Below are 18,165 nucleotides of genomic sequence, written 5' to 3' on the forward strand. Positions count from 1 at the left end.
ATTCTTACTTCTCAAATACCTCGCCACACAAAAACTTAAAATGTCTTACAATGAATGAATCTATACGATTTTCAATCCTTCTTCTTTTCACTAACTTTACCATTATTTTTAAGTGAGTATTACTGCCCCGTCAGTTTAAGTGAAAACCTTCGCAATCTCAATTATCTATTCAAACTTGAATAATCTAATTGCCTGAAAACGTTCCTCAACAATCGGGCCCTTTAGTGGAGTAACTGTATTGCTACTTAGCAGTTTCTTAATCCGCCTTTCAGTTCAGATCTTCTTTTCACTATAAAAACAGCTCTTTAGATAAACAGATACAAAGGGACAAAACATCGCGTCTTTTTTATAAACACCGTGACTTTATTTAAAAGCGATATTAAAAATATTCTTCAAATCCTGGAAGCATATGTTTGCCGCAAATAAAAAGAACCATAAGCTTGCCAAACGGCAAAATTATGGTTCTTATCACAAAGTAAAAGCAATGTGCGGTCTTTTAAATATCGTACAGTATTACGAAGTTTCGCTAATTTTAGTATCTGTATGAGTGTTAGTAGCAATTCTTTTCTTTACCTTAAAGTGATAGTAGGTGTAGCAAAAGATGATAAATGGTACAGTGCAATAGATTCCTAGTCTTTGATTCGGGATAAAGATAAGACTTATTAATATAATGCCATACAATCCAAAACCAAGAATTGGTACAAGAGGATAAAGTGGAGTTTTAAATTTTAAGTCTTCTAATTTTCCACCGTCGGCTAAATAATGTTTACGGAAAAAGAATTGAGAAACACAAATTGACATCCAAACAATAATTGTAATGACTCCAGAAATTGAAATCAGCCATAAGTATACTGTTTCAGCAGCTACAACGCTTGTCAAAAGAGAAAAAGCAGAAATAGCTATCGTCAAGATTAAAGCGTTTAGAGGTATCCCTCGTGATGATAATTTCTTTAAGAAGGCTGGAGCCATATCATTTTTTGATAATGACCAAAGCATTCGAGTTGCAGCGTACAGTCCTGAGTTTGCGACAGAAAGAACAGCAGTAAGAATAACAAAGTTCATAATATCAGCTGCATATGGAATACCGATATTATCAAATACAGCAACAAACGGACTCTTAGTTAATCCTGCCTCTTCCCAAGGAATTAAGGCCACAAGAACAAAGATTGCTAAGACGAAGAAAAACATCGTGCGCCATATTATATTTCTAATAGAACGAGGTAAAGTCTTTGCTGGATCTTCACTTTCACCAGCTGCGATTCCAACAAGTTCGGTACCTTGGAAGGAATAATTGACTGTAACCATTGTTAATAAGATAGCGGCAAGTCCATTTGGGAATAAACCACCGTGATTTACGAAATTTGAAAGAAGCGGAGCAGGTTCGTTTCCTTTTAAATCAATAAAGCCGAACATAGCGGCGCCGCCAAGAATAATGAAAGCGATAATGGCAGATACTTTTATACTTGAAAACCAAAATTCTGTTTCTGCATAACTACGAGCGGATAATGCGTTAATAGTGAATATTGTAACACCAAATATTAAACACCAAACCCAGACAGGAATATCAGGAAACCAGCGCTGCATTGTAATACCAGCAGTTGTAAATTCAAGACCGGTCGTATTCGCCCAGCTTAACCAATACAACCAGCCGATTGTAAACCCAGTTGCAGGGTTAATGAATTTGGTAGCATATTCCTGGAAAGATCCTGAAACAGGCATTGCAACAGCAAGCTCACCAAGACATAACATAACAAGATACATTAATAATCCACCGGCCATAAAGGCAAGTACAGATCCACCAGGTCCAGCTTGACTTATAATAAAGCCAGATCCGTTAAATAACCCCGTTCCAATCACACCACCGAGTGCAATCATGAATAAATGTCTACTTTTCATCGTGCGCTTTAATTCATTGTTTGAATTGTTTACTTGCGTCATTGTTTTCCTCACTTTCAAAATTGGTAGTATGAAAATTGATGTTTTTCCGTATTATGGAATGTATTCCGTGATGTGAAATCCTGTTATAATTTTCAGATAATTAAGATAAAAAGTCAATATTTTTTTGTTTGCGTTTTCAAAACGTTGATAGCGTATCTTTTGTTTATTTTGAAAATTAAATAAATTAATTGATTTCAGTTTAAATTTTTGTTAAATTGATAGTTAATTAGGCTAAACATACTACAAGTAAAGTTGAGGCGAGTTATGGTACAGTCCATTGATCGAGCGATAGGTATTATTAAGTTGTTGAATTCTACAAATGAAAAAGAGTATTGGGCTATTTCTGATATAGCTGATAGAACACATCTCCCGGTTAGTACAGTACATAGGTTACTGAACTCTCTAATGGAGCATGGATTAGTTACGCAAATTTCAGAAACAAAACAGTACAAGATTGGACCAATGTGGATGGAAATAGGGTTACGTCAATTGGAGAAGGTGGACTACAGATCTGTTGCAAGAGAAGTGATGAAGCGTTTGGCCTCTGAAGTTGAAGAAAGTGTTTATTTGAACATCCCAAATGGAACACATTCTATTATCATTGAAAGAATTGATAGCCCTTTAAAAATTCGAGTTATCGATAATTTAGGGGAACAGATTCCACTTTCGATTGGAGCCGCAAATAAAACGATGCTTGCCAATATGAACACGAATGAAATGGAACACATTGTAGAAAATTTACTTTCTTCTTTACCAGAACAAAAGCAAATTCTTTTCGATCAAATAAAGCAAATAAGAAACGAAGGATATGCTGTGAGTTATGGTGAAAAAACAGAAGGGACAGCTTCAGTAGCTGCACCTATTATCGGGTTTAATCATAAAGTAGTAGGAGCATTAAGTGTTGGGTTAATTAGTCATCGTATTAATGATGATCGACTATCTTTTCTTATTAGTAAGGTAAAACAAGCAGCTCATGAAATATCAATAAAAATCGGCAGTACATCAGAATTATAATTTTGATAGCTGTCGTCATTTTTTATTCATATATTGGAATTGATTTTCATAATGCGGAAAAATAGGGGGATTTATATGTCAAAGTGGCAATCTAAAGAACAATTGGTGCAATTATTAAGCGATCTTGTTGAAATTCCTAGTATTACAGGTTCAGAAGCTGAAGTTATATTGCCAGACTTTGTTGTAGAACAATTATCTGATTTACAGTATTTCAAACAAAATCCGCATCATTTGCAAAAAAATCCGACGGGGGATGGACGATATTTTGTTACAGCCCTAGTAAAGAAAAGTGATAGTACGAAAAACAGCGTAATTCTTGTTAGTCACTTTGATGTTGTAGATGTACAAGATTACGGAGTGTGGAAAGAAGATGCATTTAACCCTAAAAAGTTAACATCTATGTTTTATTCTCATAAAGATGAGCTACCGGATCACGTACGTGAAGATATTGAACAAGGAGATTGGCTCTTTGGTAGAGGAACAATGGATATGAAATGTGGTCTAGCATTACAAATGGCGATGGTTGAGCAAGCTTGTGAAGGAAGATTTGATGGGAATGTTCTTTTATTGGCTGTTCCAGATGAAGAAGTGAACTCTGTAGGGATGAGAGCTGCTGTTCCGAGATTATTAGATTTAGCAAAAGAACACGACTTAGATTATAAAACGGTCCTAAATTCAGAGCCTATGTTTTCAAGACATCCTGGTGACCAAAATAAGTATATTTATACTGGTTCTATTGGTAAAGTGTTACCTGGTTTCCTTTGCTATGGAAAAGAGACACATGTAGGCGAACCTTTTGCAGGGTTAAATGGGAGTTATATGGCTGCATTATTAACAGCAGAATTAGAGTTGAATACTGACCTTTGTGATATTGTAGAAGGGGAAGCGAGTCCACCACCAACTAACTTGCTTCAAAGAGACTTAAAGGAGGATTATTCTGTACAAATTCCTCATCGTGCTGTCACATTATTTAATTTGTTTTTACTAGAAAAAACGATGACAGATGTCGTTTCATTGTTACGCCAAAAAGTAACGAAAGTAGCAGAGAAAATCGAAGAATCGTATGAGGAGCGCGCGTATCATTTTTCTAAGTATAATCCGTTCATACCGCCGAATCTCAAAGTAAATGTATTAACGTATGAAGAGCTTATCGCGTATGCAATTGAACAACATGGAAGAGAAAAAATAGATGAAATTCAATCTGAAATTATTAAAAATAGAGAAGATAAAGATGATCGTGCGGTAACTATTGATTTAGTAGACAAATTAGCTATCTTATGTAAAGAAAAGGCTCCGATGATTGTACTTTTCTTTGCGCCGCCATATTATCCAGCTGTGAGTTCACGCAACAATCCTTTAATTAAAGAGGTAGTTGTAGAAATGGAAAAGTATGCCCACTACAATCATAGCATTACATTTGAAAATCAAAATTATTTTGGAGGAATTTCAGATTTAAGCTATGTGGGCTTACAGAACCCATTGGATTCAATGAGTTCTCTTGTAGACAATATGCCATTATGGGATAAAGGCTATTCGATTCCACTTCAGGAATTAGAAGAGTTTGACATTCCAGTATTAAATATGGGACCGGTAGGAAAAGATGCACATCAATGGACGGAGCGTCTGGACGTAAATTACGCATTTGAAACGTTATTAGATATGTTACCTATATGTATTGAAAAACTACTTGTTTCTAATAAAGTTACACAGTCATAGTGTTTGCATAAGAGCGAGAAAAGGACCGTAGTGATACGGTCTTTTTTGCTTAATAATTAGTGTGAATCCTTAGCTTTATGAGAATGTGACGGTACCTCATTTATTAATGTTACTTGATAAGTAGAGAAAATTGTGATGTGAGAATTTTCTTGTCCTCTTTTTTATATTAATTATTGAACATAAAAAGTTAGCATTTTTGGCAACAAATATATTTAAGCCTACATAATATGCCATTTACTTATCTCCTTAAAGTAGATTCGCAATAAACTATTTAGAGAGAGTAAATATGACTTGTAAACTTTTCGTAACGGTATTTGCTGAGTTTTTGTATAATATAATTATGTGAAGTTAACATAACTTATTGTATCAATAATATATATTTGCGTAAAATATCCATTTTAAGGTTTTGAAGTACCCCCTAAATGAAAAATTTATTTCGCTAAAGTTAGTTACTTAGTGAAGTCTATTCATTTTTTTCGTATTAGGGAAGAAGGTACTTTTTAACTTGATGGGTATGGGGTAGTACCCCTTGTAGCAAAACCGGAGTGGAAATGATGAGTATAAATAGTTTTGTGAGATTGATAAAGGACGAATTATTAAAAGAGGTAAGCATAAGAAGTGAGGATGAATTCGAGCCTATAGTAGTTAAAGATATTCCTAGACTTTGGAAGTGTTTAGGGACAGGTAATTATGCCGCAGTATTTATGCACAAAGAATACAAAGATTGGGTAGTGAAAGTTTACGCGCGAGAAGGAGAAGGAATTGAAAAAGAGTCAGAAGTATACCGAAGAATCGGAAATCATCCTTCTTATTCGAAGCTTATGTATAAAGGAGAGAATTTCATAGTATTGAAACGTTTAAAAGAGATTACCTTATACGATGCTATTCATAAGGGGATTAAAATTCCTAAGCAGGTAATCCTTGATATCAATGAAGCTATAGAGTATGCAAGGGAACAAGGATTAACTCCTTGTGATGTTCACGGGAAAAATGTGATGATGGAAAACGGAAGGGGATATGTAGTCGATGTATCTGATTTCTTAAAAACAAAAGAAGATAGTAAGTGGAGAGACTTAGAAAAGGCATATTTTACATTTTACTTGCCTTTCATTTATAAATTGCCTTTCCCTGTTAAAATACCGTATTTCATGTTAAACATTGTTAGACATTCATATAGAAAATATAAGAAGCTTACAAAGAAATTCAAATTGTAAAAGGAGCACATACTTATCTTTAGGTTAGATAAGTACTAGTAAACAAAAGGACCGTACATATTTCTAATATGTACGGTCCTAATTTCATCACTTCATGAAGTAATTTATTTATAAAATGATTGTAACATTTGTATATAATACTGATATTATTATGAGAAGTAAATATTCTTATTTTAATAGAAAATACCCATTTCAGTACAGTTCATTTTAAACATATTGATGTACTAAAGTTCTAAACAAATCACAATAACGGATTAGAAGGGGATAAACTATGTACACAGAATCAATTGAGTATTAAAATTTTAATCTAATTTACCTTTGCAAAGATGCAGGTATCAATTAGTTTTTTACCGTCAGCTGAAAGATCTTCATTACGTAATATCCCTTCAAGCTCAAAACCTAGTTTTTCAGGGGTCGTACGACTTTTCGTGTTAGTAGATTCACATCTTATTTCAATCCTTCTAAATTTGAGTAACTGAAATCCAAGGTTTGTTAACTCACTTACTACCTCTGTCATATATCCATTGCCACTAAATTGCGTGTTAATCCAGTATCCAATTTCACATTTAGAAATCTTCCAATTAATTCCGTGAAGGCTAGCAGTTCCAATAAAATCATTAGTATCCTTATGATAGATAAGATAGCGAAAGCTTTCTCTTTTTAAAAAATCTATATGGGCATTTCTTAGGATAATTTCAGTTTCTTCAATAGTAGGAATTGACTGGAATAAAAGCAACCAGTGTTTTAACTCATTAATTGAATCCTTAATAGCTTGGTGTACGACATTCCCGTCACCAGCTTGAAGTGGTGCTCGAAGAATTAGTCTGTCTGTTTCTATTTGTAACGGAACATCTAATAAAATAGGATTCATATCATTTCTCCTCTCGCAAACTTTAAATTATGACAGAATGAAACTTATATAATAAAAAAACTTTCACCCCAAAAAAATTCTTGAGGACGAGAGTTGCAATTTCGTGGTACGTTACTATAATAAATTAAAAAATACTCTATCTCACTAACAAGAAGTCCCGTCACAGCATCACTATAAGTTATTATAGAACTGTGCGGAGCTCCTAGTCTTTCTTCATTAAGAACTTGATATGCAGCAATACAGTAAAGCTTATCTCCTAAAAATTAGTAAATAATAAATATATATTCAATTAATCACTTAGAAATCCCTTTTCACATATTGAAAACTAGACTGCCAGTTGGTACAAAAAAATGGCTACCGAAGCAGCCTTAGGTTGTTCAACTAATGCATGCGTTAGTTGAATAAGGAATTATTATTTCGCATCTATTGGCTTCCGATTTTTATTTTTTACATAATGGGGTAGCGTCACATCGCCATCAAGTTAAGAAAAGAAAATGCCCCAAAACGAAAAAATGAGTTTTTTTGTTACAAGTTAGTACAAAATTTCGTTCTGGGGTACTATAAAAGTTTAGCTTGATGGGCATTGCTTTTTATTTGACTATTACTTTCCCATCCATTCCTTTCAAGTAGTGGAACCGACATATTAGTTCATATGTACCGGGAGTTTCAGGTTTTACGGTAATTGTTATTTCTTTTCCTGACGGGACTTCGGCGTCAATTCCGAGTTTTTTCACCGTAAAGGTATGTTCTCTATTTCCTTTGTTTTTCAATAGCAACGTTGTCGTTTTCCCAACCGGAACAGTGATGGTACTCGGATTAAAGTAATCATCATTCAATTCAACCTCAATAGGCTGTCCCACAGCGTCGGATTCGGCAAATACACGGAGTGAACCTAAAGTAGTCATAACTACAATCATCGCAAGTGAAATGATTAATCCAGTTAATGGCTTTTTCACAGACATTCGTAATCCCTCCTTTCCTAAGCACTAGTGTTTTCAAATTACTAAAATATTATCAATATAAATGGGGTTTAGGAGTGGTTCAAATAGTAATTCTTTCGGCAACTCCTACTAACTAAGTACTAACTGGAATAGGATTTGGATAAATAAAAAAGCCTCCACTACTGTGGAAGCTTCTCTAAATGATGTGCAATATCAATATACATATCGGAATAAACCGAATGGATTTCATTACTAGGCGCAGCGTTAGAAGAGAAGTGGACGATTACCATATTTGCTTTCGGATCGATGTAAAGAGTTTGTCCATAACTGCCTAACACTTCGAAAGCACCTTGTTCATTGTGCGGAATCCACCATTGATTATGATAAGAAATGGAAGCACCACGACCAATTGCGAGCTCACCTTCTTGTACATTTTTCACACTTTCTGTAATAGCAGAAGGGACGATTTGTTTTCCGTTATATTGACCATTATTTAATAGTAATTGTCCGAACCTTGCCATATCTCTAGCAGTTGCATTTAAACCAGCGCTTGCTTGTTCTACTTTTGTTTCATCTGTAACGTAATACGCGTTTTCTTCCATATCAATTTGAGACCAAATTCGTTCGCTTACATTTTCAGCTAACGATTTCCCTGTAATCGTTCGGATAATCCAAGCGAGTGTTTCTGTTGATCCGTTATTGTAAGAAAAAGCGGAACCGGGTGGTGCAGTTTCTTCTGCTTCTAGTAACATATCATAAATTTTCATAGGGCCCTCGTAGTTTTTACCTCGGGGTAAAATATTACTAGCTAAATATAGTTGTGCATCTTGATTTTCTAGTCCTAGCTGCATATATCCGTGAGTAGGGTATTCAGCGGAAACTTGCATATCCAGTAATTGCTGAAGTGTAGCTGTTCCGAATGGTGTATTTTTTAATTCTTTTATGTAAGTTTCAGCTGTTTTCTCTACATCAATTCGATTTTCTTCAGCGAGAGATTGTATAATTGCACCGGTAAACACCTTTGCTAACGATGCCATTCCATGAGGTTCACTCTCGTTATATTCATTGAAGTATCGTTCATAAACAAGTTGACCATTCTGTACAACGACAAAAGCATCTGTTTTGTTTTCGTCTAAAAGTTTTTTTAAAGGAGTCGTATTTCCAAATCCACGTTGGACTGCAAAATCGTCTAAGTTTTGTAACGCGGTAGGGAATTGAGCAATTTGTTCAGGGGTGTTTTTTACTTCATTAATTAGAGTGAATTCTTTCATATGTGTATACGACCAACGTAAGTAAGGATCATCTAACCAGTTCTCTTTTGTGACATTATCTTTAGTGGGGGTCGTTTTATTATTTTTTAAAACAGTAAACCCAAGCCCTGTAACTACGAATAGTAATACTAGTAACAGTAATAGCAGGGGAGATTTCTTTACATTCATGCATGTACCTCCTTTAGTTTCTATTATAAGTATACGCTCGTCTTAAAAGAAATACAAAATAAGGAAAGTAAACGGGTAAGTTTACTTTCCTTATGAACGTTAAGCGGATATTTGTCCATCTGTACTTTGCTTTTTGAATTTTTGTTTTCGTCCGTGTAATCCATAATAAAGTAGTAAAGTGAACGCAACGATAATAGCTGCGATAAAATACATATTATGATAACTTGACCTAGCTGCGACTATACCTAAAATGAAAGAACCAAAACCGAGACCACTATCAAAGAATGAGAAGTACGTAGCTGTCGCAGAACCACGTCGATGGTTTGCAGCGGCAGAGATTGCAATCGTTTGGAAACTTGGAATTAATGTTCCGTAACCTAAACCGATTAACATACCTGCACCAAGGAACCAAAACGGAGTTTGTGCTTGACTTAAAATGAACATCCCAATTGTGAAAATAATGATAGCTGGGTAAACAAGTACATTTTCACCGAAGCGATCAAAAATCTTTCCTGTAAATGGACGAGAAATTACAACAACGAGTGCGTATACAATAAAGAAGTAACTAGCAACTTCTCCTAAACCGATTTCTTTCGCATAAATAGGAATAAAGGATAAAATACCACTATAAGAAAAGGCTAAAACAAATCCTGTCAGAGCGATCGGAATAGAGGATGGTTCAATTAAGTCCTTCCATTTCATTTTTTCTCGTTTTTGTTTGCTCACTGGTACTTCATGCGGAATATTTACAAGTAGTCCTAATAAAAATGCAAGCAATGAAAATACGGAACAAACGATAAATAGTACAGTAAATGAAAAATGAGAAATAATTGTTAAACCTAAAAAAGGACCAATTACCATCGGCAAACTCATGAATACGCCGAAATATGCAAGTGCTTCGCCTCGTCTATGAGCTGGCGCAACATCAGTTACAATTGTTCCTGTGGCTGTTGTTGCCATACCGAACCCAATACCATGTAAGAAGCGAAGGGCAAGTAATAAAAATAAACTTTGTGCACCGAAATACATAACGGTAGCAGCTAAAAATAATGAAAGTGAAATAAATAAAATTTTCTTTCTCCCTAATTCATCGAGCCATTTTCCTGTAAATGGTCTACATAAAACAGAAGAAATAAGAAAAACAGTTGCAACTAAACCAATTTCCTCAGGTTTTCCTTTTAGGCCGTCTATAACGTAGACGGGCAGAGTAGTCATAAGCATGTAAAATGTTAAAAAGAGAAACAGACTACTAAAACAAGTTCCGAGGAAATCCTTCGTCCAAAGTTTTTCACTTTGCATCGTCATCCCTCCAATTTAATCATCTAAATTTTTTATAATTTTTTGTAGTACTTCAAATGCTTGGTGTAAATCTTCTTCGTTAATACTTTCTAGCGTCTTTTCTTCGAAAGCATCAACTTCTTCTTGCCATACTGGAATCATTTCTAGTGCTGTTTCCGATAAGGAAATGAGCTTCTCACGGCGGTCTTTTCCTTCTGTACGAATAATCCAGCCCATCGTTTCCATACGTGTTAACGTGCGGGTCATCGTTGGTGATTCCACATTTAAATATTGACATAATTCTGTTTGAGTACAAGATCCAGTTTGATTAATGCGGAAAATAACAGCCCATTGCGCACTAAATAATCCTGTTGGAGATACACGTTCATTAAATTTCTTCGTAAACTTACGAGAAGTTTGACTGACAATGTGGAAAAAATGTTGTTTTTCGTCCATGTATTTTGATCCTTTCAAATTAGTTACCTAGCTAACTATATACCTTTTTATTTTAATTGTCTAGTAATAGACATGTTGTTTTATGTGGAAATTTCGTATAGATTTTGTGTTGAGAACATACATTCTACATGGTATTCTTTAATTAAGTAAAGAATTTTCTTTCTATTAAAAGAATGGGGGAACTTGTGATGATTAAGCCTGCAACAATGGAGTTTGTTTCACTATCGAACGGAGAAACGATTGCGTATCAAGAAGTTGGAAGGCAAAATGAAGAAATGCTCGTACTCATTCATGGGAATATGACATCGTCACAACACTTTGATTTAGTTCTTGAGAAACTACAAAAGCAATATCATATTTACGCAATTGATTTAAGAGGATTTGGACAATCAACGTATAATAAGGCGATAGATTCTTTACAAGACTTTGCAGAAGATGTGAAACTTTTTATAGATAAATTAAATTTGAAGAAATTTTCATTAATGGGATGGTCAATGGGCGGCGGTGTTGCGATGGAGTTTACAGCGAGCCACCCAACTTTTGTAGAAAAACTAATATTAGTAGAATCGGTAGGGATGAAAGGATACCCGATATTTAAAAAAGATATTAACGGGCAACCAATCGTATCGAGTTTATTAAAAACGAAAGAAGAAATTGCGCAAGACCCAGTGCAAATTGCACCAGTACTAGATGCAATAAAAAATATGAATAAATTATATTACCGTACAGTATGGAATCTATTAATATATACACATAATCAACCTGAACTGGATCGTTATGAAAAGTATTTAGACGATATGTTAACGCAGCGTAATTTCGTAGATGTGAATTATGCGCTCATTACATTTAATATTTCGGATGAACATAATGGGGTTGTAGAAGGAAATAAGCAAATTCATCATATTAAAGCTCCAACACTCGTCATACAAGGTGACCGCGATTATGTCGTACCACAAGTAGTTGGCGAGGAATTAGCGAAACATTTGCCAAATGCGGAGTTGAAGGTGTTAGAAGATTGCGGACATTCACCGTTTATTGATTGTTTAGATGTATTTATTGGGCATGTAGAGGATTGGTTAGAAAATAAATAATTCCCGAAATATAAAACTTGCATATACTATAGCATTTGTATGTATAAGGGGAGAGAGTCAATGCATAATCCATTTTTGATGTATCATCCTCCATATAATAATCATCAATATATAAAAATTATTATTGATCCGCTGTATATGCAAGTTTCACCAGCTGTAGTTCCTTTACAAATGCAATATCCGCAGCCACTAATTGCTAGTGCACAGCAATACGCATATGGAACTGCATTTTATAAAAGTCCGTATTTTAAGCAATTTCATAACAACGTGAAAGCACAAGTTTGGGAAGGATAAGAAGCTAAAAGATTCATTCTTTTAGCTTCTTTTTTATTGCGAATATTCGTACACGCATTTGAAGAAACAGTTTATAATGAAAGGTGGACAGCGTGAGAAGGAGAGGGAAAGAGATGTCGATGCGTTTTACATTTTGGATTATGGTTGGGATTGTAGCAATTTCTGGATTATCACAAGGGATGCTCTTACCAGCCATTGCAATGATTTTTGAACAAGAAGGGGTTAGTTCAAGTATTAACGGTATTCATGCGACGGCATTATACATCGGGATATTATTTATTTCACCGTTTCTTGAAAAGCCGATGCAAAAGTTTGGAATGAAGCCAATTATCGTCATTGGTGGGTTTCTTGTTATTATTTCATTATTCTTTTTTACACAAACTTTTTCATTTTGGGTATGGTTCGTTCTTAGATTTTTAGTTGGAGTCGGAGATCATATGCTTCATGTCGGAACTCAAACATGGATTACGACAACATCAGACCCGAGTAAAATAGGGAGACAAGTATCGATATACGGTGTATTCTTCGGAATTGGTTTCGCCGTTGGTCCGTATTTAGCAAGCACTGTTCAGTACGGTCTTGCAACACCATTTATTATATCTACTATACTTTGCTTAATAGGTTGGCTTTTGTTACTGCCAACGAAAAATGCATTTCCAGCACAAGATGAAAGAGAAGTGAAGAGTGAATCATCATTTTCTCGTTATAAACAAGTTGTTGGATTAGGATGGATTGCGTTACTAGGACCACTTGCATATGGCGTACTGGAAGCTATGTTAAATAGTAACTTACCAGTATACGCGCTTCGTAAAGGATGGTCTGTTTCAGATGTATCCTTCTTATTACCAGCGTTTGCAGTTGGGGGCATTATTACACAAATTCCACTCGGTATATTAAGTGATAAATACGGAAGAGATCGTATTTTAACGTGGACGTTCAGCGTAAGTACGGGCATTTTCCTACTTGCAGCAGTATTTGATCAATATTACTGGATCGTCTTTGTCTGTATGCTGTTGGCTGGTATGGTCATTGGATCGTGCTTCTCATTAGGTCTAGGATTTATGACAGATTTATTACCGAGACATTTACTACCAGCAGGTAATATATTATCTGGAATCGCCTTTAGTTTAGGAAGTATTATGGGACCTGTATTAGGAGGCGTATTTATAGAAAAAATACAGTATACAAGCTTTTTTATTGCGGTTATGATTATAATGGGAATTCTCGCAATGGTATATATGGTCTACATGAAGAATCAATTCGCATCAAGAAAAATAGAAAGTAGGTTAGGGCATGACAAAACAACCTAATAAGAAAAAATTTGAAGTACTCGAAAACGAAACAATTACAGACTGCTTAGCACGTATGGAACAAGAAGGCTACGCACCGTCACGTCGTATGGAAGAGCCAATCTTTCATGAAGTGAAGAAAGACGGGAAAACAGAAGTTGAACCATGCGGTAGGAAGATTGTTTTTGAGGGGAAATTGAAGTAATCAATTAACAAATTCTCTTTATGGTATATGGCCACCCAATTCATTTGAATTGGGTGGCTTGTTTTTTTACTGACCAATGAAAGACTTAGCTAAGTGATCTTTGTTAGTAAAGATAGTATGGAGAAAAATAACTACATAAAAATGTAAATTGAAGGATGCTTAATTTATTGAATTCCAGTGCCGGGACATGAATGAGAAAGCTGGACAATGTATACTTATACCTTTGTAGGAAAGAACAATTATACAAAAGTGGGATGATTTAAAATATATTTATTTGTATTATAAAAACAAAATATACTTTTAAAAATCAGAATGTAGGGGAGAGAGAAATATATAATGATACAAAGCATATATGAAACTCATTTACATGTAAGAAATTTAGGAAAGGCGATAGGTTTCTATCAAAATAAGTTAGGTTTATCATTAGCAAAAAGACTATCGAAAAGACGAGTTGCGTTCTTTTGGGTAGGAGAAAATAAAAAACAAATGCTCGGATTATGGGAAGTACATACCAATGAAGAGTTTGAGACGAAACACTTCGCTTTTCGTGTAGATTTAGAGTTTTTAAAGACTTCTAAATCGTGGTTAGAGAAGCGTGGAATAGAGGTAGTAGGGAGTCAGGGGAAAGGAAATCGAGAGCCAATTGTCCAAAGGTGGATGCCAGCTGCAAGCGTATATTTTCTAGATTGTGATTGAAATAAATTAGAGCTTATTTCCATGTTATATGATGATCCAGATGAATTAGAGTATGCAACTTATTTAAGTGAATGGGATGCGGAGCACCAGGAAAAATAAAGTCAAACTTTAATAAATAGGAACAAAATAAAATCCCTCAAGAATAAGGGTGTTCTTGAAGGATTTTTTTATGCTGTATATATTTTATATTGCTTGTAATGTATTAATGATGTTCAATTTTAGATATTTCAGCGCGTTGAATATAACCATCAGAGAAGCTGAAATAAAGAGAATAGCTTCCTCGATTATATATAAAGCCTTCACTAGTCATATCCTCTCCGATTCCATCTGGTTCACCAAACCACTCTTTTAATTCGTTGATAGAGATATCCATTTTCACCCATATATATCTAGCGTCCGAAGGGTACATATCAATATTATAATCTCCGTATACCGCTGTAGTAGGTGCATCACATTCTGTACATGGTGCTTGCTTCCAAACATCAGGCGCTCCAAATTCTTTTTTTACCTCAGATATATCTTTACCTAGTGCATCTAATTTAAATGGACCAAACGTCCCATTCTGTAAAGCTGTTGTTAACATTTGTTTCAATTCTTCTTTTGAATTGATGTTGAAATTATAAGATCTGTTCTTTGCTATTGCATTATAGAAAAATTGGGCATACTGTTCACGCTTCACAAGCATGTTGCCATTAAAATTAGCTGCCTCGTCACCTTGTGCTATACGGTTACTACGCAGTGCATTTGCAGATTCGTAGGCCCAATGACCTTTTGGTACATCTTTAAAGTTCTCTTGTCCTTTTGATTCTAAATGAAATGCTTTTTGTAACACTACTGCCATCTCATACCGAGTTAATACATCATCTGGACGAAATGTACCTGTTCCATCACCTGTCATAATTCCAGCTTGCGCAATGGCTTTAATATCCTTTTCAAACATATGATTTGTAATGTCACTAAACATATTCGCCTGTTTATCGTCTGCTATTAAACCTAAATGTCGATTGACTAAAGAAGCTACCTGTCCTCTAGTAACGTTGTCCCCAAAACCAAATTTCCCATTTCCATATCCTTTAAAAAGCCCTGCTGCCGCTAAGTAATCGATAGCATCTTTTGACCAGTGGTCCTTTGGTACATCTGTAAATACAGTGTCATTATTGCTAACTACCTTATAGCTATTTTCATTAAAGTTTGTTTTCGTAGTTGTTTCTGCATTTACTGTGCCTACCATCGTTGTAGTTGCTAGTGCTGCAGTTATTACTAATCCGAAAATTTTTTTAACTTTACTTGTTTTAAAGCCCATTTTGGAACCCCCCTGTTATATTAGATATTTACATCGTGATTATAACATGTAAACGATAAGTATTTACCATAAATTTCTATGGAATAAATATCTATTTTACTAATCTGCATGAAACTTAATCATAATATCTATAAATATTCACCTCTATTTAAAAATGGTATATAGAGTGAAATGTAAAGTAATTCAAAAATATACAATAAAAGTTGATTTTGAAGTTATTTTTGCTTAATTTACTTTTATAAATCCATTCAACAAAAACATCTAAATACCTTTTCACTATTTGTGGACAGTAAAATGCTTCTTTTTTCAATCTACAATAGAAGGCAGAACGTATATTTGGTATAATCAAAACATACTATATGAAACGATGTACATGAGTTTGAGATTTATGTAATAAGGTAAGTAATACATAACAATAACTACTCTTTATAGGATTCAGTTCATGTTATACAAATCAATCGTTAGAAAGGAAAAGAAGTAATGAATCAAATTTCATTTGAAGATTTATTTGAAGAAGAAAACGAAAAAGAAAAAGAAAAGGTGGAGGTAGCTGAGATACCAGTACCTTTATCACCATTGCAAAAAGATATATTGGAATTAATGGATTCTGAAGAAATAAGTGCACTTGAGCTATGCGAACAATTAATACGATCTGGTAAAATATCAGATGAAAGATTCACAACGAATAAGCCGAAAGCATATGGACAAGTATGCTTAATATTAGAGGGTTTTGTTACGGAAGGGAAGCTTACTTTCATCAAAAATGATGAGAAAAGAGATAGGGTATATAAAGCGAAAGAAGAAATATAAGTTGTACAGAGATAAATGAATGATTTCTAAGGAGCTAGTTCAGTAACCAAAGTAAAAAGGGGTATCAATCAAGAAAGGTTGATACCCTTTTTTGCTGTTTTTTAACATCTTACATATTTACGTTTGAAACCGAGTCTTCCTCTATCAAGTTCTTTCTGAAGCATTTAGCAAACTGTTTTTTTGTTGTCACGTATTACTTCTGCTATACCAACTTCTTTTGCAGTCTCGACTGCCTTTTCGTGTAGTGGCGCACATGAAATCCCCACAGTGTTTAGAAAAATCATTCTCCTTTTATTTATGATGATCGCCGTAAGGTCATTGCCCAAAATAAAAGAGCACAAGCACTAACGGATGCACCTAATATACAAACTCCGTTCCATCCGTAGCTTGTATAAATGTTTGTGGAAAGAATTGCACCTGTTGCACTGCCGATAGAATAGAAAATCATATAACTAGCAGTGAGTCGACTTCTCGCTTCAGAACGCACTGTGAAAAGTATACTTTGGTTCGTGACATGTACAGCTTGCACAGCTAAATCTAAAAGGATAACACCGATAACTAGTAGGAATAGAGAATGGTTCATTAATTTAATTAGGAGCCATGAAAGTAATAATACGAATAAGGCTATGCCAGTAGTTCTTTCTCCGAATCCGCGATCAGCAAGTTGTCCGGCCTTAGTGGCAGCTAATGCACCAGCAACTCCAGCAAGACCAAATGCTCCGACAGCTATATGTGATAGATTATATGGTGCAGCACTTAGAGGTAAAACTAATGAAGTCCATAAAATACTGAATGAAGTGAAAATGAGCAATGCTAATATTCCGCGAATGCGTAAGAGGCGCTCTTCTACAAATAATAAGAGAACGGAACGTAATAATTTACGATAGGTCATAGCTGTTTTTTTATGTTCAAGATTAGGTAAATTACGATATAACAAACCAATTACGAAGAGCATAAGTATAGCAGAGGTAAGATAAACGGAACGCCATCCGGCTAGATCTGTTAATGTTCCGGCAAATGTACGTGCAAGTAGAATTCCTATTACGACACCACTCGTGACGAAACCTACTATTCGCCCACGGTCTTTTGGATTAGCTAAAATGGATGCGTATGCGACGAGTGTCTGCGTAACAGTCGCAAGAATTCCGACTAAGGCTATACCTATAAAAAGTACGGTACTTGAAGGGGCGACTCCGACCACAATTAAAGCGAAAACGGATAAAAGCATTTGAACAATAATAAGTCTTTTTTTGTTTAACAAATCACCAAGTGGAACTAATAAAAGTAATCCGAGTGCATAACAAACTTGAGTAATCGTAATAACGACACCAATAGTTGAATGGTTGATCTTAAACTCATTTGATAAAGAATCAAGTAGAGGGTGAGCGAAGTATATATTCGCCACAGCCATCCCGCAAGCTATTGAAAATAATAGAGTTATATAGCGGGGCATGATTGTATTGATAGGTGATTGGAACTGATCATTATTCTGTGTAAGAGCAGTTGTCATTTTTTCTTTAGCATCCATAATATCATCTCCTTTTGTTTTTAAAATAATGTACCGAATGGTATGTTATTTGTTAAATAAAATCTAATCAGGGATAAGTTAT

16 protein-coding genes and 2 pseudogenes are annotated in these 18,165 nt (G+C 34.8%); 9 read left to right on the top strand and 9 right to left on the bottom strand.

Going from position 1 to position 18,165, the window contains the following annotated elements:
• Window positions 1-513: 513 nt before the first annotated feature.
• Window positions 514-1,938: an amino acid permease gene (locus tag SJY24_RS14175; RefSeq protein ID WP_377865069.1), complete on the bottom strand. Its 1,425-nt coding sequence runs from the start codon at window positions 1,936-1,938 to the stop codon at window positions 514-516.
• A gap of 264 nt (window positions 1,939-2,202) precedes the next feature.
• Here SJY24_RS14175 and SJY24_RS14180 point away from each other — a divergent pair, with 264 nt between their 5' ends.
• From SJY24_RS14180 to SJY24_RS14190, 3 genes are all read left to right on the top strand, one after another.
• A complete protein-coding gene (locus SJY24_RS14180) occupies window positions 2,203-2,952 on the top strand; it encodes an IclR family transcriptional regulator (protein WP_377865070.1) in 750 nt (249 codons plus the stop codon).
• Window positions 2,953-3,027: 75 nt separating this feature from the next.
• Window positions 3,028-4,668 (top strand): M20/M25/M40 family metallo-hydrolase, encoded by a 1,641-nt coding sequence (locus SJY24_RS14185; protein WP_377865071.1) that lies wholly within the window; start codon window positions 3,028-3,030, stop codon window positions 4,666-4,668.
• A 554-nt stretch (window positions 4,669-5,222) separates the two neighbouring features.
• Window positions 5,223-5,882, top strand: a complete 660-nt coding sequence (locus tag SJY24_RS14190; RefSeq protein ID WP_377865072.1) for a protein kinase family protein — start codon at window positions 5,223-5,225, stop codon at window positions 5,880-5,882.
• A gap of 307 nt (window positions 5,883-6,189) precedes the next feature.
• On the opposite strand, the gene SJY24_RS14195 is transcribed toward SJY24_RS14190, so the two are convergent.
• From SJY24_RS14195 to SJY24_RS14215, 5 genes are all read right to left on the bottom strand, one after another.
• Window positions 6,190-6,753: a GNAT family N-acetyltransferase gene (locus SJY24_RS14195; protein ID WP_377865073.1), complete on the bottom strand. Its 564-nt coding sequence runs from the start codon at window positions 6,751-6,753 to the stop codon at window positions 6,190-6,192.
• A 590-nt stretch (window positions 6,754-7,343) separates the two neighbouring features.
• Window positions 7,344-7,715 carry a cupredoxin domain-containing protein gene (locus tag SJY24_RS14200; RefSeq protein WP_377865074.1) on the bottom strand — a complete coding sequence of 124 codons (372 nt, stop codon included), beginning with the start codon at window positions 7,713-7,715 and terminating at the stop codon, window positions 7,344-7,346.
• Between the two features lie 158 nt (window positions 7,716-7,873).
• Window positions 7,874-9,133, bottom strand: a complete 1,260-nt coding sequence (locus SJY24_RS14205) for a serine hydrolase domain-containing protein (RefSeq protein WP_377865075.1) — start codon at window positions 9,131-9,133, stop codon at window positions 7,874-7,876.
• A 99-nt stretch (window positions 9,134-9,232) separates the two neighbouring features.
• Window positions 9,233-10,432 carry an MFS transporter gene (locus SJY24_RS14210; protein WP_377865076.1) on the bottom strand — a complete coding sequence of 400 codons (1,200 nt, stop codon included), beginning with the start codon at window positions 10,430-10,432 and terminating at the stop codon, window positions 9,233-9,235.
• Window positions 10,433-10,447: 15 nt separating this feature from the next.
• A complete protein-coding gene (locus SJY24_RS14215; RefSeq protein WP_000343683.1) occupies window positions 10,448-10,867 on the bottom strand; it encodes a MarR family winged helix-turn-helix transcriptional regulator in 420 nt (139 codons plus the stop codon).
• A 173-nt stretch (window positions 10,868-11,040) separates the two neighbouring features.
• Between SJY24_RS14215 and phaZ the strand changes: the two genes are divergently transcribed.
• The 5 genes and pseudogenes from phaZ to SJY24_RS14240 all read left to right on the top strand — a co-directional run bounded on the left by phaZ (window position 11,041) and on the right by SJY24_RS14240 (window position 14,541).
• Window positions 11,041-11,958, top strand: a complete 918-nt coding sequence (gene phaZ / locus SJY24_RS14220; protein ID WP_377865077.1) for an intracellular short-chain-length polyhydroxyalkanoate depolymerase — start codon at window positions 11,041-11,043, stop codon at window positions 11,956-11,958.
• A gap of 60 nt (window positions 11,959-12,018) precedes the next feature.
• Window positions 12,019-12,252 carry a hypothetical protein gene (locus SJY24_RS14225; RefSeq protein WP_377865078.1) on the top strand — a complete coding sequence of 78 codons (234 nt, stop codon included), beginning with the start codon at window positions 12,019-12,021 and terminating at the stop codon, window positions 12,250-12,252.
• 113 nt (window positions 12,253-12,365) lie between these two features.
• Complete coding sequence (locus SJY24_RS14230; RefSeq protein ID WP_377865079.1) at window positions 12,366-13,562, top strand: MFS transporter; 1,197 nt, start codon at window positions 12,366-12,368, stop codon at window positions 13,560-13,562.
• Window positions 13,546-13,746, top strand: coding sequence for an NETI motif-containing protein (locus tag SJY24_RS14235; protein ID WP_000166302.1), 201 nt, complete (start codon window positions 13,546-13,548; stop codon window positions 13,744-13,746). Before SJY24_RS14230 ends, SJY24_RS14235 begins: the two co-directional genes overlap by 17 nt.
• A gap of 336 nt (window positions 13,747-14,082) precedes the next feature.
• A pseudogene (locus SJY24_RS14240) lies at window positions 14,083-14,541 on the top strand (VOC family protein).
• A 103-nt stretch (window positions 14,542-14,644) separates the two neighbouring features.
• Here SJY24_RS14240 and SJY24_RS14245 read toward each other — a convergent pair.
• On the bottom strand, window positions 14,645-15,745 hold the full coding sequence (locus tag SJY24_RS14245; protein WP_377865080.1) for an S-layer homology domain-containing protein: 1,101 nt from the start codon (window positions 15,743-15,745) through the stop codon (window positions 14,645-14,647).
• A gap of 480 nt (window positions 15,746-16,225) precedes the next feature.
• On the opposite strand from SJY24_RS14245, the gene SJY24_RS14250 reads away from it, so the two are divergent.
• Window positions 16,226-16,555, top strand: a complete 330-nt coding sequence (locus SJY24_RS14250; RefSeq protein WP_377865081.1) for a DUF3895 domain-containing protein — start codon at window positions 16,226-16,228, stop codon at window positions 16,553-16,555.
• Between the two features lie 101 nt (window positions 16,556-16,656).
• Here the strand turns inward: SJY24_RS14250 and SJY24_RS14255 are convergent.
• Window positions 16,657-16,833 (bottom strand): annotated as a pseudogene (locus tag SJY24_RS14255) (DNA alkylation repair protein); the annotation flags it as partial.
• 17 nt (window positions 16,834-16,850) lie between these two features.
• Window positions 16,851-18,083 carry an MFS transporter gene (locus SJY24_RS14260; protein WP_377865082.1) on the bottom strand — a complete coding sequence of 411 codons (1,233 nt, stop codon included), beginning with the start codon at window positions 18,081-18,083 and terminating at the stop codon, window positions 16,851-16,853.
• Window positions 18,084-18,165: the final 82 nt, after the last annotated feature.

Origin of the sequence: Bacillus sp. R86525 (genome assembly GCF_042466195.1) — a bacterium.
Classification (GTDB): Bacteria; Bacillota; Bacilli; order Bacillales; family Bacillaceae_G; genus Bacillus_A; species Bacillus_A nitratireducens.